The sequence below is a fragment of the Brevibacillus sp. NRS-1366 genome, assembly GCF_050467985.1.
Map to the genome: position 1 here is coordinate 1 of NZ_JBITPN010000061.1, position 14,091 is coordinate 14,091.

Annotated in this window: 19 protein-coding genes; 8 read left to right on the forward strand and 11 right to left on the reverse strand. The window is 47.3% G+C overall.

All coding sequences use genetic code 11. The features are described from left to right. Window positions 1-143: 143 nt before the first annotated feature. The 3 genes from ACIFQN_RS33380 to ACIFQN_RS33390 form a co-directional block, all read right to left on the reverse strand. Window positions 144-1,064 carry a DMT family transporter gene (locus ACIFQN_RS33380; RefSeq protein WP_429837362.1) on the reverse strand — a complete coding sequence of 307 codons (921 nt, stop codon included), beginning with the start codon at window positions 1,062-1,064 and terminating at the stop codon, window positions 144-146. A gap of 144 nt (window positions 1,065-1,208) precedes the next feature. Then, window positions 1,209-1,727: a GNAT family N-acetyltransferase gene (locus ACIFQN_RS33385; protein WP_429837363.1), complete on the reverse strand. Its 519-nt coding sequence runs from the start codon at window positions 1,725-1,727 to the stop codon at window positions 1,209-1,211. Continuing rightward, window positions 1,724-2,179 (reverse strand): DinB family protein, encoded by a 456-nt coding sequence (locus tag ACIFQN_RS33390; RefSeq protein WP_429837364.1) that lies wholly within the window; start codon window positions 2,177-2,179, stop codon window positions 1,724-1,726. Before ACIFQN_RS33390 ends, ACIFQN_RS33385 begins: the two co-directional genes overlap by 4 nt. Window positions 2,180-2,342: 163 nt before the next feature. Here ACIFQN_RS33390 and ACIFQN_RS33395 point away from each other — a divergent pair, with 163 nt between their 5' ends. Beyond that, window positions 2,343-2,768, forward strand: coding sequence for an acyl-CoA thioesterase (locus ACIFQN_RS33395; protein WP_429837365.1), 426 nt, complete (start codon window positions 2,343-2,345; stop codon window positions 2,766-2,768). 40 nt (window positions 2,769-2,808) lie between these two features. On the opposite strand, the gene ACIFQN_RS33400 is transcribed toward ACIFQN_RS33395, so the two are convergent. Continuing rightward, entirely contained in the window at window positions 2,809-3,099 is a 291-nt protein-coding gene (locus ACIFQN_RS33400; protein ID WP_429837366.1) for a hypothetical protein, read from the reverse strand. A gap of 107 nt (window positions 3,100-3,206) precedes the next feature. On the opposite strand from ACIFQN_RS33400, the gene ACIFQN_RS33405 reads away from it, so the two are divergent. Further along, entirely contained in the window at window positions 3,207-3,911 is a 705-nt protein-coding gene (locus tag ACIFQN_RS33405) for an HAD family hydrolase (RefSeq protein WP_429837367.1), read from the forward strand. 34 nt (window positions 3,912-3,945) lie between these two features. Here the strand turns inward: ACIFQN_RS33405 and ACIFQN_RS33410 are convergent, their stop codons facing one another. Together ACIFQN_RS33410 and ACIFQN_RS33415 are read right to left on the reverse strand one after the other, a co-directional pair. Continuing rightward, window positions 3,946-4,440 carry a GNAT family N-acetyltransferase gene (locus ACIFQN_RS33410; RefSeq protein ID WP_429837368.1) on the reverse strand — a complete coding sequence of 165 codons (495 nt, stop codon included), beginning with the start codon at window positions 4,438-4,440 and terminating at the stop codon, window positions 3,946-3,948. Between the two features lie 126 nt (window positions 4,441-4,566). Continuing rightward, on the reverse strand, window positions 4,567-5,448 hold the full coding sequence (locus ACIFQN_RS33415; protein ID WP_429837369.1) for a YitT family protein: 882 nt from the start codon (window positions 5,446-5,448) through the stop codon (window positions 4,567-4,569). Between the two features lie 203 nt (window positions 5,449-5,651). On the opposite strand from ACIFQN_RS33415, the gene ACIFQN_RS33420 reads away from it, so the two are divergent. Beyond that, window positions 5,652-6,119, forward strand: a complete 468-nt coding sequence (locus ACIFQN_RS33420; protein WP_429837370.1) for an SRPBCC family protein — start codon at window positions 5,652-5,654, stop codon at window positions 6,117-6,119. A gap of 104 nt (window positions 6,120-6,223) precedes the next feature. Further along, entirely contained in the window at window positions 6,224-6,550 is a 327-nt protein-coding gene (locus tag ACIFQN_RS33425; RefSeq protein ID WP_429837371.1) for a YnfA family protein, read from the forward strand. A 101-nt stretch (window positions 6,551-6,651) separates the two neighbouring features. Here the strand turns inward: ACIFQN_RS33425 and eutH are convergent, their stop codons facing one another. The 3 genes from eutH to ACIFQN_RS33440 form a co-directional block, all read right to left on the reverse strand. Continuing rightward, window positions 6,652-7,929 carry an ethanolamine utilization protein EutH gene (gene eutH, locus ACIFQN_RS33430; protein WP_429837372.1) on the reverse strand — a complete coding sequence of 426 codons (1,278 nt, stop codon included), beginning with the start codon at window positions 7,927-7,929 and terminating at the stop codon, window positions 6,652-6,654. A 391-nt stretch (window positions 7,930-8,320) separates the two neighbouring features. Then, entirely contained in the window at window positions 8,321-8,521 is a 201-nt protein-coding gene (locus ACIFQN_RS33435; protein WP_023556290.1) for a cold-shock protein, read from the reverse strand. 269 nt (window positions 8,522-8,790) lie between these two features. Beyond that, window positions 8,791-9,390 (reverse strand): nitroreductase family protein, encoded by a 600-nt coding sequence (locus tag ACIFQN_RS33440; protein WP_429837373.1) that lies wholly within the window; start codon window positions 9,388-9,390, stop codon window positions 8,791-8,793. Between the two features lie 349 nt (window positions 9,391-9,739). Here ACIFQN_RS33440 and ACIFQN_RS33445 point away from each other — a divergent pair, with 349 nt between their 5' ends. Further along, complete coding sequence (locus ACIFQN_RS33445) at window positions 9,740-10,102, forward strand: VOC family protein (protein ID WP_429837374.1); 363 nt, start codon at window positions 9,740-9,742, stop codon at window positions 10,100-10,102. Window positions 10,103-10,183: 81 nt separating this feature from the next. On the opposite strand, the gene ACIFQN_RS33450 is transcribed toward ACIFQN_RS33445, so the two are convergent. Next, entirely contained in the window at window positions 10,184-10,972 is a 789-nt protein-coding gene (locus tag ACIFQN_RS33450) for a class I SAM-dependent methyltransferase (protein WP_429837375.1), read from the reverse strand. Window positions 10,973-11,134: 162 nt separating this feature from the next. Here ACIFQN_RS33450 and ACIFQN_RS33455 point away from each other — a divergent pair, with 162 nt between their 5' ends. Further along, the gene (locus tag ACIFQN_RS33455) at window positions 11,135-11,794 is read left to right on the forward strand and encodes a futalosine hydrolase (RefSeq protein ID WP_429837376.1); all 660 of its coding nucleotides are present in this window, start codon (window positions 11,135-11,137) and stop codon (window positions 11,792-11,794) included. 1 nt (window position 11,795) lies between these two features. Then, window positions 11,796-12,644 carry a 1,4-dihydroxy-6-naphthoate synthase gene (locus ACIFQN_RS33460; RefSeq protein ID WP_429837377.1) on the forward strand — a complete coding sequence of 283 codons (849 nt, stop codon included), beginning with the start codon at window positions 11,796-11,798 and terminating at the stop codon, window positions 12,642-12,644. Between the two features lie 58 nt (window positions 12,645-12,702). Here ACIFQN_RS33460 and ACIFQN_RS33465 read toward each other — a convergent pair whose 3' ends face one another. Continuing rightward, window positions 12,703-13,236 (reverse strand): superoxide dismutase family protein, encoded by a 534-nt coding sequence (locus ACIFQN_RS33465; RefSeq protein WP_429837378.1) that lies wholly within the window; start codon window positions 13,234-13,236, stop codon window positions 12,703-12,705. 175 nt (window positions 13,237-13,411) lie between these two features. On the opposite strand from ACIFQN_RS33465, the gene ACIFQN_RS33470 reads away from it, so the two are divergent. Then, window positions 13,412-14,089, forward strand: a complete 678-nt coding sequence (locus ACIFQN_RS33470) for a response regulator transcription factor (RefSeq protein ID WP_429837379.1) — start codon at window positions 13,412-13,414, stop codon at window positions 14,087-14,089. Window positions 14,090-14,091: the final 2 nt, after the last annotated feature.

A 14,091-nucleotide genomic window follows, 5' to 3' on the forward strand; every position in this document is an offset into this window, starting at 1 on the left:
TCCCTTTTTTCATGGAACCGTACAGGGATGACCCCTCGCAGGGGACCCAAGAAGCTGGAGCGTTTTCTCCCTTTTCCTCCTTCTCCGCCACAGCCTCACCGACCACTTAACCTAAGGACGCGGGCGCACTTCCCGCGTTTTTTTTACATCTGTTTCGACTCTTGATTGGAGGTTTTCGGTTTTTGCAGGTTAGACAAGGCAACCCCGAGGAAGATAAAGAAGGCCCCTGCGAAAAAGCCTACGCCGAGATGTTCATGGAGCAAGAGCCAGCCCAAAAAAGCACCGACGATCGGCTGGACAAAGAAAAATCCAGCACCGCTTCCTGCCTGCATCAGCTCAAAGCCTTTGTTCCAAAGATAAAACGCCCCTGCTGTAGAGATGATCCCGATATACAGGACACCAGCCCATATATCCCACCCAAATTGCCAGGAGACAGGGGTGACGGACAGCTCCCAGACCATGACCGGGCTGGTGAAGATCAGCCCGAATAAGGCGACATAGGTGGTGACTGCGAGAGACGAATAGATTTGTGTCGCCTTTTTGCTGAGAACCGTATACAGTCCCCAGCTCACCGCAGCTACCAAGAGGATTAGATTCCCTGTGAGGGATGATTGCGCATCTGCTTGATCAGGTACGCCGATTACAATAACAACCCCTAAGGTAGCGAGCAGAATACCTGTTAACTGCTTCCAGTTGATACGTTCCTTGAGCAGCCAAACCGCAAAAATAGCGATAAACGCGGGAGATGCAGCGGTAATCAGGGCTCCCATATGCGCAGTTGAAAGCTTGGTGCCAAGAAACTGGGCGGCAATCGAGATGGTAACCCCGACAAAAGCAATTCCCATCAGCATCGGATAATCTTTTTTGGCGATGTATTCTTTTCGTGAGACGACGAATGCGCCCAAGACCAAAAGGGCAATGCCAAACCGCAAAATCAATAACGTAAAAGGCGGGATGACCTCCAGCACCACCTTGCTAACGACATAGACACCGCCCCAAATGGCAGCAGCCAGCGTCAGGCAGAGCGCACCAAATAATTGTTGTTTCCAGTGTAAATGGTTCATGACCAAAGCCCCTCTCGGAATAGTCGATCAGTAAGCGAAATTCCGCAGTCGAGGGGGGAGATTTTGCATCGTTCCCTCGTCTGCTAGGAGAGGAGAACAGGCACATCACATTCGAACAAAAGGCGTGTCATACGTTTCACCTCCTCATTGTGATGTATAAAGCCATTTGGCCACCAATAGGACAGGCTGGATTAACCGTCCGAGAGGTGCCTGGACTTGTCGATACTGTTCATAGCCGAGCTTTCCCCAAAAGAGGAGGGCAGGCTCGTTATGGGCAACAACACCATGATGGATATGGCGGCTACCCGCTTCCAGGCAGTGCTGTTCAGCGAGTTGTACAGCTTCCCTGCCGTAGCCCTTTTGTTGATAGCTCACATGGATGAGCAGCATGCTGATCCAGCTTTTTTCGTCGGCAGGATTAGAAACAATCAAATGCATAACGCCAATCAGTTTGTCCTCTGTATAAAGAGCGAGCCAATGTCCTGAGGGAATGGAATGAGTGGAGTCGTATTCGGTCGCGAGTTCTTCGAGCGTCACTAAGCTTTCGCCATTCTTCAAGAGATTGTAGCCGGGATTGCTGTTGTACACATCAACTACGCTTGGGAGATCATCGCGCGTCATTTCACGTAACACGAGCCGTTCTCCCGATAGCTGAAGACTCATGGATTGCCTCCGTACTTGCGAATCAGACCAATTTGCCCTCCGTGATACCCGAGATGATAAATGAGACGACCCAACGCTTGTCTGGGGGTTAAGGTGCCGATTGGGGCCACGCATGGGACATCCCAAGCGTCTTGTGGCAAGGAGCTGAGAGATTGCAGCAGATGAGCGTAAGAGGCTTCCTTTATGGCATGCAATGCGGCCAGATCTGTATAATTCCCCTCATCTTTGACAGGACCAATGGTCGCCAAGGCGATCTCCTGAGGGAGTGGCTGTTGAAAGAACATGGAGCAAAAGCGGTACTCGACCTCAGCAATATGATGGATCAAAAATCCGATCGAATTCGATCCGGGGGCCAATTTCCATGTAAGCTGTTCTGATTCAAGATTGGCCAGGACGTCCAGATAGCGAGAACGAGCTGTTTGCAGCGCAGGGAGCAGTGCTTGTTCAAACATGAAATCATCCTTTCGACTAACACGGAGTGTTCAAAAACGCTTACCTTTATTATAGGAAAAAAACCGAGAAAGAACAGGCGCATCATTCGGAATAATTTGAATGAATGTTCACTCAGTTTCTGAAATTCGTTATACTAAAGAAAAAGACTGGGGAGTGAGGGATATGGCACATCGCTTTGAATTTACCGTGCGTTCCACAGATATTGACGTAATTGGACACGTGAATAATGCAAAGTATCTAGAGTACATGGAGTGGGCAAGGTTCGACTGGATCTGGCAACAAGGCTTTACCCTGGATGAATTAAAGCGACGGGGGATTATGCCTGTAGTGGTAAACATCAATATCAACTACAGAAAAGAGTTGCACATGCGAGAAGAGGTGCATGCCATAACGACTGTCGTCAAAGTGGGGGGAAAAAGCTTTGTGATCAGACATGAGCTGTACAATGAAGCGGAGCAACTGGTGGCTGATGGTGATGTCACGATGGTCATGATTGATGCAAATACACGCCGCTCCACTTTATTGCCTGCTGAATTGACAGACGCACTGCACGCTGAACTGGCGTTAAATCAAGAGAAATCGGTGTAAGTGGTGACGACCCCGGCTCGTTTGGGCCGGATTTTTTTGGCTATCTGCGGGACTGATCGAGGCGGTACGCATTCCATTCCAATGCTCGCAGGGCAAGTGTCTCCAATACGCGCTCATGGCGATCCTGGCCGTCTTTTAAATCGGCAACATCTTGCTTTAGTTCGGCTACATCTCGCTTCAGCTCCGCAACCTCGCCTTTTAACTGATGCACCTCCATGGTCAATGCATCCAGCTTGGCGTCGGTTTCATCCTGCCGATCCAGAATGGCACGGGTAACCTGACGTAACTCATTCATCCCTTCTAATAATAAATCTAGTTTATCCATAGACATGTTGTTCCCCCCTTTTCCGTTTTTTCCGTTAAAATAATCATAGCAAAAGAAAGAAGCTGGCGCAGGAATATTTGCAGGAAAGAAAGAGGAAAAGGAGTGAGCGCAACATGCCTGCTTTCACTACGATCTTATTTGATCTGGACGATACCTTGTTTGACTTTTCGGCTTGCTGGGAGAAAGGTATGCAGCATACAATTGCCACCCATCCGCTCACAGCTGATCTGGATGGAAAAGAAATGCTGGAGGCACTTCGGCGACACGGAGACGATCTGTGGGTCGACGTGCTAGCCAAGCGCTACGATTTTGCTCAGTATCGCCAGCTTCGTTTGCAACGCTCCATGGCTGATTTCAACAGACAGATAGGGGCCCAGCAAATTGATGATTTCCAGCGTGCCTATGCGGCTGCTTGCATGAATGCTGTCACGCCTGATCCAGCCGTACAGGGTACCGTCGCAAGGCTAGCAGAGCACCATACGCTCGGGATTGTTACCAATGGTCCTGTAGATATGGCATTTATCAAGCTGGACCGTTTGGAACTGTCCGAATATTTCCCGAAAGAACGCGTATTTATTTCCGAATTGATCGGCTATCACAAGCCAGACCCGCGAATTTATTCGACCGTGGTGGAGCAATTGGGCGTCCAGAGCAAGCAAGTGCTGTTTGTCGGTGACACGTGGGAAGCAGACGTAGCAGGACCAATGGATGCAGGTTTCTCAGCAGTCTGGATCAATCCAAGGGGGAAAAAGCCTACGTCAGAACATGTTCCTTTGGCTGTCATCGAGCGATTGGATCAGCTTTTGCCTCTAGTATAATTCAAAAAGAGCAGCAGCCTGCAGCTCATCCAGATCAGACGCTTGCTTGGGATGAGAATGTTTGAAAAACCTTGTTGTCTTCCTCGCGTTCCTGAAAGTGTCGGTTGGTAAAGTCAGCAATGCTTTTTCGCCAGAACGCTATGGCTGGCAAGTTGCTCTTCAATTGAAATACCTCCCATTTACCAGGAAACTGGCGAAAAATCTGATGGGAGACGGCCATGCCGATGCCATGTCTTCTGTAGCGTTTCATGATAAAAAATTCTGCAATGGAATAAATAGATTCGTTGCTTTGATTAGGGAAGCTGCGAACCAGTACAAATCCTGCTAGCTTTCCATCTACCTTTACAAAGAAAGGATGTCTGGCAGGATCACTCCAATACTCGTCGAAATACGGATAACCAAAAATACCTTCCTCATCTACATCAATAGGCAAAAATTCACTGAAGTCGTATATGTACAATTCTAATAAACGCTTCAAGGCTTGTTTTTCCTGGGCGGGAACGTTCACTACTGTTAAGGTGTCAAGCAAGGAAATGCCTCCTTACAAATGGGATACTTCTATCGTACATGGTCAATCTGAAATTGGAAATGAAAATGTCAAACAAAAAAAGTGCCGCCTGATAACAGGGCGACACTTTCTTGTATTCACGATTTTTTAATGAATCGCGTTCTTTTTGAATTGTCCGCCTCTCACGTCGTGAATGTTGCCGACGGCCAAAAAGGAAGTCGGGTCTACTTCCTCGACAATTAGTTTGAGCTTGGCTTCCTCCAAACGGGTAATAATGCAAAAAATGACTTTCTTATCGTCACCAGTGTAGCCTCCCTCACCTTTCAGGTAGGTAACACCCCGTCCAAGGCGAGCAACAATCGCATCCCCTAGCTCTTTATGATTGTCGCTAATAATCCAGACGCTTTTCGATTCCTGGAAGCCTTCGATGGTCAGATCGATCATTTTGAAAGCAATGTAATAGGCGATCAGCGAGTACATCGCACGATCCCAACCGAACACGAATCCGGCGCTGCTCAAAATGAATAGGTTTATAAACATCACGATCTCACCAACGGAGAATGGGGATTTCTTGTTGAACAGGACAGCGATAATTTCCGTGCCATCGAGTGAACCGCCGTAGCGCAGGACAAGACCTACACCAATGCCCATGATGATACCACCGAAAACAGCAGCGAGCAGGGGATCATCTGTTAAGCCGGGTACTGGATGAAGTAAAGCTGTTCCTACCGACATTACCGTTACCCCGAACAGGGTTGAGATGGCGAATGTCTTTCCAATTTGCTTGTACCCGATTAAGAGGAAAGGCAAGTTCAAGAGAAATAGGAAGATTCCGAGCTTCATTCCCGTCAGATGCGAGGCAATAATGGAGATGCCTACGATTCCGCCGTCAATAATGTTGTTTGGAACGAGAAAAATTTCCAAGGCAACCGAGACGAGGGAGGCACCGACGAGGATGAAGAAAATCCTCTTTAGCAGTTTACTGAACGGTAGTTTTTGGTGAGCTGATTTTGCGACTGTTTGTTCCATCGTTCCTCTCCCCAATTTGGATTTAATTCCATTCCATTATAACATTCATTTATACTTGACTACGCTGAAAATGCAGTTACCACAAAAAATAGTACATTCAGATCTGATTTATCGAGAATCAATTGTTTGATTATATATTGACTGCCAATGATAGGATTGTTATTTTCAAACTGTTAGGAAAATATTGAGGAGGAAGAATGACGATGAGTACCTTGCAAATGGAAACAGAGGTAGCGTCTCCTCTGGAGTTAGTATGGTTGGCCTTTACGCAAGCAGATCGGGTGATTCAGTGGTTTGCTCCTGACGCAAATATTGAACCGCGTCTGGGCGGTTCATATGAGCTGTTCTTTGACCCCAGCAACCGTGATCAAATGGGGACCAGAGGATGCCTCATCACTCTCTTTGAACCAAAAGAGCGGCTGGGTTTTACTTGGAAGGGCCCAGATGATTTTGCAACCCTCATGAATCAGGACGATGCTTTGACATATGTTCTGGTCACATTATCTGAAGATGCAGGGAAGACAAAAGTGGTAATCGAGCATTTTGGCTGGAAGGAATCAGAGGAGTGGGACAAGGCTCGCGCTTGGCATGAAATGGCCTGGTCACACGTTTTGTCGAGCCTGAAGTCTGCGCTCGAATCAGGGAAAGGCAATTTGTGTTGTGGAGTGTGAAACACAATACAAAATATGTGAAACGGTTCGCTTTCAGACGTGATTTTTGTAAGGGAAGTGTATAATCGTTCTATCCTTCTTATTAAAATGAAAAGAGGCGTAGAATGACAGTTGCGATTTTGTTGTTTATAATAGCAGGCTTGGCTGAAATCGGTGGAGGCTATTTGATCTGGCTTTGGCTGCGTGAATCAAAGCCATACTGGTATGGATTGATAGGGGGATTGATCTTGGTTGTGTACGGGGTGATTCCGACTATCCAAAGCTTTCCTTCCTTTGGGCGCGTTTACGCTGCATATGGGGGAGTCTTTATCATTCTAGCCGTATTTTGGGGATGGCTGGTTGATAAGAAAACACCTGATTTATACGATTGGATTGGGGCGATGGTTTGTCTTGCAGGTGTGAGCATCATCTTGTGGGCACCCCGTCAGTGAATAAGAAAAGGAGCCGTCCTTCATCTGGACAGCTCCTTTTTTTAACGAGTAAGAAAACGCGGTCGCTCCTCCTTGTGAAGGCCTCGATAGAGGTTTTCATATTATTCTTTTGTAGCAGCTACTTCAGAAGCAGCAGCCTTCGGTTGGTCATCCAAATATTCGTCCGGGCCGATAATGCCAGCGGCGCGGTCTTGTTTTTCCAACTCGAGTGCTTTTGGAACAGAAAGCCAATACGACAGTGCGATAGCGATCACGCCAGCGCCCAATTTTCCGAGCAGAACCGGCAAAATGATGTTCGGTTGAAAGTTTGCGGAGAACGACAGGTGGTCACCAAGCAGGAACGCAGCACAAACCGCAAAAGAAATGTTGATGACTTTGTCTTTTGGTGGCATTGAGCGTACCAGGCGGAACATCGCTAAAATATTCGCGATGGTTGCCAACAAGCCAGCACTACCAGTGGAGCTCAGACCTAATTTACTACCCAAAGATTCGAGCGGCTTGGCTGCGTATTTACGCAGCAAGTATACCATCGGAAAAGCACCAGCAAGCATGATGCCGATATAACCAGCTGTTTCCAAAGCGCGGTATTGGTCAGTAGGATCGGCGATGATCGGATCGAATCCCCATGCGCCAAAAATGGTAGAGAAGATTCCGGTAAAGTGCTGGACGATAGAGAATACGAGTACCAGCTTGATGCCGGCATCCATTGTTTTTCCGAAAAGCATAAATCCACGAATCATCAGGTCAGGCAGGAAGCGCAGACCAGCAGCGATAACCAATACAAAGATCAAAATGGGGGAGAGATTCAGGAGCACCTGTCCAATCCCAATGGCAAAAGTAAAAGTAGAGTCGCCATTCGAAGCGATTTCAGCGCGTACATTAGCATTTGTCAAAGAAAGAATCGCACTTGTGATGAAAGCGCCAATCGGAACGGTCAAAATACCGGACATGACACCCAAAGCCATATATTTATGGTCGCGTTTGTCCAACATCGCAAGCCCCATTGGAATCGAGAATACGATGGTGGCACCAGCCATGAAACCGACGACCATTGCCATGACCCAACCCTCAGTAGAGGTTTTCAGGATGTTCGCCAATTGATATCCGCCCATGTCGGAAGCCAGAATCGCAGTAGCGGCAAGTGCCGGATCTGCTCCAATCTTATTGAAAATAGGGGATACGGCTTTTTCTACAAACCAGGAAATATAGGGGAGGGAAGCCATAATACCGGCAGCAGGTACAAAAATATAACCGGTAGAGTGAATCCCTTCCATGAACTCTTTGCCGAGTCCTTCGTCGCTATTGCGGATGGCGGCAATAGCCCCTATGACTGCGCATAACATGATAATGTAAATAATGACACTTCCAATGTGTTCCAAAGACAACCCCACCTTTTCAGGATGTAAAACAACTGTAACCTGCGTCGCGACGTCTTTCACAGAAAAAAAGCTTAGGGATCTCGTTGTCGAGATAGTCCTAAGCGCCTTTGCTTATTGTGGTATAAACTTGTTTACAGGTACTTGCTTGATAAACCAACTGGAACCGCTTTCAAACGGCTTTAAAAAATAAAGCCTGGAACCATATTTCCACAAAATCATGTGTTTAGTCTAAAAATTCATGCTCTAAAGCGCCGTTGCTTTAATCTGCATTATAACGTGATTATATGGTTAGGTGTACGTATTGTCAACTGCCTCTTTAGGAAGAAAGTATGAATTTTACATATAAAAAAAGCCGCCCCTCCATAAGTAGGGACGGCTTTGTGTGGGCTGTTTACAGTTTTACAACGTTCTCAGCTTGTGGTCCACGGTTGCCTTCAACTACGTTGAACTCAACGCGTTGGCCTTCTTCAAGGGATTTGAAACCTTCGCCTTGGATTGCGCTGAAGTGAACGAATACGTCGTTTCCGCCTTCAACTGCGATGAAGCCATAGCCTTTTTCAGCGTTGAACCATTTTACTGTACCTGTTTGCATGGGTGTTACCTCCAAAAAAATTAAAATGAATATGCAACTTTTATTTGTGGATAAAATAAAAATTCACACATTGGAAAAGGTTCAAACATAAATGTAAACCCTTTACAATATGTGAACGCTTAAAAAGTCTTTTGTTTAACTGCATTCTACCATAGACATCTGCCAAAAGCAATTGGTTAAAATGGCTCTTTGATATGGAAATTATAGAAAAACGACAGAAGTCACAGGGGACTTCCGTCGTCGCATATCTGTCCTTATGAAAGCTCTTCTTAGGAGTGAAATTTTACGCGCTGATCCAGTGGTTGGAACTCTTTTTCGCCTGGTGTAAATGTAGGTTTGCCAAAAGGCATTTGGGCAATCAGCTTCCACTCGCTAGGTACATTCCAAGTTTGTTTGACTTCGTCATCAATCAAAGGATTGTAGTGCTGCAAGGTAGCGCCGAAGCCTTCGATTTCCAAAGCTGTCCAAACGACAAATTGAAGCATGCCCGAAGAATGTTGAGACCAGATCGGGAAGTTATCTTTGTATGCTTCAAATTGATTTTGCAGGTTTTCGATGACGCTTTGATCTTCAAAGAAGAGAACAGTGCCATAACCGCTGCCAAAAGCATTCATTTTATCTTCGGTAGGGCCGAAGCTATCTGCAGGTACAATCTTGCGCAGCGTTTCTTTGGTGATATTCCACAGTTTATCGTGCTGTTCGCCAAGGAGAACAACTACGCGGGCACTCTGGGAGTTAAAGGAGGAAGGAGTATGCTTAACGGCTTCCTTGATTACCTCTTGGATACGCTCATCTGAAACAACCGATTCTTTGCTGATGCCATAATAGCTTCTTCTGTCTTTTAAGGCTGTATAGAAATCTTTTCCCATGATACTTACCTCCTAGATTTTTTTTCTTTAACATGATGCTTTGGAACAGACTTTCTTATTCGTATGCACACTCTTACTTTTCGTAATTTAGTGTATGAAATAAACTGTATATTGTCAAGTAACTATATTTATTAAAGTTAAATTTACAAAAAATTTAAATCGCATTAAAAAACTAACTGGGGCCTCCTCAAGGATAAGCGACTGCGCTTTGGCGGAAATAAAAAATAACCGATCTCATTTTCACGTAAAATCGGTTACTTTTTGTTATGTTTACGGCATAATAGGAAATGGAATGAGAACGCACTTTCCCATCACTTCTTGTCAGAACTTTTATAAGAGGAGGATAACGATGATTACTAAAATCGCGACGGTAGCTGTTTATGTAGAAGATCAGCAAAAGGCAAAAGTGTTTTGGACAGAAAAGGTCGGGTTTGAAATCAAGCAAGAGCATCCAATGGGACCAGGCAGTACATGGCTGGAGGTAGGTCCTAAAGGTGCCGAATCCGCTCTTGTCATTTATCCAAGAAGTATGATGAAAAATTGGGCGGAGCTAAAGCCTTCGATTGTCTTCGTCTGTGATGACATCGAGCAAACATATGAAACGATGCGGGCAAACGGCGTCGAATTTGAAGGAGAGCTGAACAAAATGCAGTGGGGCACTTTTGCCAGCTTTCGAGACGAGGACGGCAATTCTTTCTTATTAAAAGGATAAGGATGAACGAAATTGTCAAAAGAGCCTTGATCCGGACAAACGTATGCTGGATCGAGGTTTTTTGCATGTGGCCATTTTCTCTTACACGATGACGCGAACAAAGTAATGGGCAAAGGTGACGGGCAAACCTTTTGCCGTCGCGTGCTTGTCAAAAATTTGCTGTACAGATTCGAGATGCAGCTCAATCGTCTGTTGCGTCAGAGCGGGTTGCTGGCCGAAGCAACGCATTTTGATGACATCAAGCGGCGAAAGAAAATACTCTGTACTGGTTACGGGTTCAATGTCTAAATGGCTAAATCCCGCTTGGCCCAGTCTCTTTGTCAGATTATCGAGGATAGGTGTTCCGGCGGGACGTGGTTCAAATAGCTGAGGGAACCATTCGGAGAGCTCGGCCGATAACAAGTCTCCGGGATGCAGTCCGAGTATTTGCCCCCCTTTTTTGATGATTCGCTTACAGTGAGGATAGACGGAGGTTGGACCTTTTCGGTTGTAGGCACAATCAAATTCGCCCTCTTCAAACGGGAGCGGCGCTTTTGTATTACTGACCACAAAAGATACGTTTGGATGACTCGTTTCCTTGGCAGTTTGCACGAAGCTTTCCGTTGCATCGAGTCCAACGATTTGCATTGCTTCCGTAGACCAGCGCATGGTGAAGGCACCATGTCCACATCCAATGTCGAGCACTTTTTTGCTTGGTACCATGCGAGCCACCTCTTCTGTGAAAAGGGACTCGCCGTTTGGCTCGGTAATAGTAGAACGCCACGGATATTCATACTCACCTGTCAAGCTTGCCAGCTGCTCATACCAGGGAAGTGAATGAGGGGCGAGCCAGTCCGGGTGGTTTTTGGGGTTAGTCAAAAGTGGATTCATATGTCACCTCTTTTGGAATAGGAGTCTGAAAGTCTTATTGTAATTATTTTCCTGTGTTTTGACAAACGCTTTAAACACTTTACATGGAATGAAAGTAGCGATAACGTTGGAGATGGAAGAAAGACAGGATACAGGCTACAAGATCAGAAGGGAGTCGTGCAAATGGGTGCGGATCAACAGACAAGGCGCGTCCTCGTCGTGACTTCGGTTGAAGCAGAACGCGATGCGGTGCTGCGTGGATTGCAAGGCGACCACAGATTTACGCTCCTGATAGGGGGAGTGGGACCTGCAACTGCCGCGGCGAGTACAGCGAGGGAGCTTGCGACAAGCGAGTACGATTTGGTCATTTGCGCCGGCATTTGCGGAGGTTTTAATGGACGAGCGGAAGTAGGTTCTTTGGTCGTGGCGAGTGATATCATTTGTGCTGATTTGGGAGCAGAGACACCGGAGGGATTTTGTGCTGTGGACGAGCTGGGCTTCGGATCCTCCCGTGCAGAGGTTGACCAGAATCTGGCGACACAAGTGACAAATGCGATGCAGTCCCAAGGCTTGGCTGCCAAAATGGGACAAGTGCTCACGTTATCGACCGTAACAGGTTCGGCTGAAACGGCGGCAGCACTGGCTAATCGAATGCCGGATGCAGCAGCAGAAGCAATGGAAGGGTATGGAGTTGCGATTGCCGCCCAGCAGCAAGGCCTGCCGATTTTGGAGATTCGAGCGGTATCGAATGCCATTGGCCCGCGTGACAAGTCAGCCTGGCGCATCAAAGACGCGCTGGGGGCATTAGAAAAAGCAAGCTCAGTGCTTCGGGAGGTCCTTTAAAATGAAAATCGCGTTTTCTCCATGTCCAAATGACACGTTTGTTTTTCATGCCTGGGTGCACGGGTTGATTCCTGGTGCGCCACAACTTGACATTATGTATGCCGACATCGACATTACGAATACCCTGGCAACAGAGCTAGAAGGTCCAGAGGTTCTCAAAATCTCGTATGCAGCGCTGCCATGGGTGCTAAAAGACTACGCCTTGCTGCCATGCGGAGGTGCCTTAGGCAGAGGGTGCGGACCACTTGTATTGACACAGGGGAATGCTGCGGGTACCGATCAGCAGGACCCAGCCCTTTTGTCCGGAAAACGAGTAGCCGTTCCGAGTGAGCGCTCTACTGCGTATCTGCTGTTTCGTCTATGGGCAGCACAAAACGTTCCTGGCGGGGTAGGCGAAATCGTCGTAATGCCTTTCCACGAAATTATGCCCGCTGTTCGCGATGGCAAGATCGATGCAGGACTCGTCATCCATGAAGCGAGATTTACGTATCAGAACTACGGCTTGTCTCTCATGACAGACCTCGGTAACTGGTGGGAGTCAGATACGGGTCTGCCGATTCCGCTGGGGGCTATCATTGCTCGTAGATCCATGGATCTGGAGTCACTTACCAACTGGATTCGTGCCTCGGTCGAATACGCTTGGGCTCATCCAGAGGCCTCCGAGGAGTACGTCATGTGCCACGCTCAGGAGCTGTCTCTGGAAGTTGCGCAGGCGCATATCAATTTGTACGTAAACGAGTTTACCCGCAATTTGGGTGAAGATGGCTATGCCGCAATCACTGCGCTCTTGGGGCGAGCAGCCGAGGAAGGCCTGGTTCCGCACGTAGATTTGTCGAAACTGCGGATTTAGAACTGCTGCTGCGAGATGAAAAAGAGAAGGCACGGAGCAACTGCTCTGTGCCTTTTTGCTATGCTCCTGCCTGGATGACCCCACATGCCAACCGTTTCCCGCTGTTTCCTGCCGGCTGCGTGCGGAAGTCATCCGGGCTCTGATGAATGATGATCGATTTTCCAATGACATCCGCTGCTGAGAATTTGTTTGTGAAAAAATTCATCCGGGCGTATCCATCATTGGAAAAAAGCACAGGAAAGTCTCCGGCATGATTGCCATGAGGCTGATTCGTAGGATTCCAATGCCCGTCTGCTGCAAGAAAAGGATCATCTGGTTTGCCGACTGTACAGACTCCTTTATCGTGAATATGAAAACCAAACGGACCTATCTGCGGGTTGTCACCAGAAGCCGGTCTGTAAGCAGGAAGACCGTTCACTTCCACGTATACATCCGTCCCGTATGGCACATCGGTGAATACGACATACCCATTCAGATTGGGAGCAAGCGGGCCGCCCTGGATTTCTGCGTACGATTTGGTCGGTCCCTGTTCGTATTGAGAGGATACGACCTGCGGGTAATATCCGTATTCATATGGTTGATATCCGTACATTGCTCACTCCACCTTGTATTTAGGATCGTATTGATACGTATCCTATGTTCCGGGTGGGCGGCGGGTTCCGCTTTTTTCTGGATGTAACCAATGATAAACCAATTGACGATGAAAATGATTATCAACTACAATCATATGGATACATGTAGAGGAGTAAACAAAAGGCGGGACACGCATGAAAAATATACTGCTGATTGAAGATGAAAAAAACATGGCTCGGTTTATTGAGCTGGAGCTGCGCCATGAATCGTTTCATATCGTGGTGGCTTATGACGGAAAAACAGGATTGGACCTCGCCCTTGGGGAAGAGTGGGATGTCATCTTATTGGATCTGATGCTCCCCGGAATTGACGGGCTGGAAGTATGCCGAAAAATAAGAGCTACGAAAAAAACACCGATTATTATGCTGACGGCAAGAGATAGTGTCACGGATCGGGTCTTCGGACTGGACAGCGGCGCGGATGATTATATCCCAAAGCCATTCGCCATCGAGGAATTGTTGGCACGGATGCGGGTCGTATTTCGCAGACAGGAAGAACAAATGGCGGGGCAGCGATCCCTTCTCATGCATGGAGAACTGCAAGTGGATTTGAATGCGCGAGTAGTGAGCAAAGCAGACCAAATCATTGAACTGACCAAAAGAGAGTACGATCTGCTCGTGAAACTCATGAAAAACGTGAATCGCGTGCTGGCGAGAGACATGCTGTTGGATACTGTATGGGGATTTGAAGCGGCAGTTGAGACCAATGTGGTAGATGTGTATGTGCGTTATTTGCGCAACAAAATAGACAGCCCCAAGGAACCAAGCTACATTCAGACCGTCCGTGGCATTGGTTATGTGATGAGAAAATGAGC

What these genes read in the sequence shown, in the direction of transcription:
- ACIFQN_RS33460 (WP_429837377.1), top strand. Translation starts at nt 11,796, where the DNA reads ATGAAAATCGCGTTTTCTCCATGTCCAAATGACACGTTTGTTTTTCAT.
- ACIFQN_RS33435 (WP_023556290.1), bottom strand. Translation starts at nt 8,521, where the DNA reads ATGCAAACAGGTACAGTAAAATGGTTCAACGCTGAAAAAGGCTATGGC.
- ACIFQN_RS33455 (WP_429837376.1), top strand. Translation starts at nt 11,135, where the DNA reads ATGGGTGCGGATCAACAGACAAGGCGCGTCCTCGTCGTGACTTCGGTT.
- ACIFQN_RS33465 (WP_429837378.1), bottom strand. Translation starts at nt 13,236, where the DNA reads ATGTACGGATATCAACCATATGAATACGGATATTACCCGCAGGTCGTA.
- ACIFQN_RS33405 (WP_429837367.1), top strand. Translation starts at nt 3,207, where the DNA reads ATGCCTGCTTTCACTACGATCTTATTTGATCTGGACGATACCTTGTTT.
- ACIFQN_RS33380 (WP_429837362.1), bottom strand. Translation starts at nt 1,064, where the DNA reads ATGAACCATTTACACTGGAAACAACAATTATTTGGTGCGCTCTGCCTG.
- ACIFQN_RS33450 (WP_429837375.1), bottom strand. Translation starts at nt 10,972, where the DNA reads ATGAATCCACTTTTGACTAACCCCAAAAACCACCCGGACTGGCTCGCC.
- ACIFQN_RS33395 (WP_429837365.1), top strand. Translation starts at nt 2,343, where the DNA reads ATGGCACATCGCTTTGAATTTACCGTGCGTTCCACAGATATTGACGTA.
- ACIFQN_RS33440 (WP_429837373.1), bottom strand. Translation starts at nt 9,390, where the DNA reads ATGGGAAAAGATTTCTATACAGCCTTAAAAGACAGAAGAAGCTATTAT.
- ACIFQN_RS33470 (WP_429837379.1), top strand. Translation starts at nt 13,412, where the DNA reads ATGAAAAATATACTGCTGATTGAAGATGAAAAAAACATGGCTCGGTTT.
- ACIFQN_RS33415 (WP_429837369.1), bottom strand. Translation starts at nt 5,448, where the DNA reads ATGGAACAAACAGTCGCAAAATCAGCTCACCAAAAACTACCGTTCAGT.
- ACIFQN_RS33445 (WP_429837374.1), top strand. Translation starts at nt 9,740, where the DNA reads ATGATTACTAAAATCGCGACGGTAGCTGTTTATGTAGAAGATCAGCAA.
- ACIFQN_RS33400 (WP_429837366.1), bottom strand. Translation starts at nt 3,099, where the DNA reads ATGTCTATGGATAAACTAGATTTATTATTAGAAGGGATGAATGAGTTA.
- ACIFQN_RS33385 (WP_429837363.1), bottom strand. Translation starts at nt 1,727, where the DNA reads ATGAGTCTTCAGCTATCGGGAGAACGGCTCGTGTTACGTGAAATGACG.
- ACIFQN_RS33425 (WP_429837371.1), top strand. Translation starts at nt 6,224, where the DNA reads ATGACAGTTGCGATTTTGTTGTTTATAATAGCAGGCTTGGCTGAAATC.
- ACIFQN_RS33420 (WP_429837370.1), top strand. Translation starts at nt 5,652, where the DNA reads ATGAGTACCTTGCAAATGGAAACAGAGGTAGCGTCTCCTCTGGAGTTA.
- ACIFQN_RS33390 (WP_429837364.1), bottom strand. Translation starts at nt 2,179, where the DNA reads ATGTTTGAACAAGCACTGCTCCCTGCGCTGCAAACAGCTCGTTCTCGC.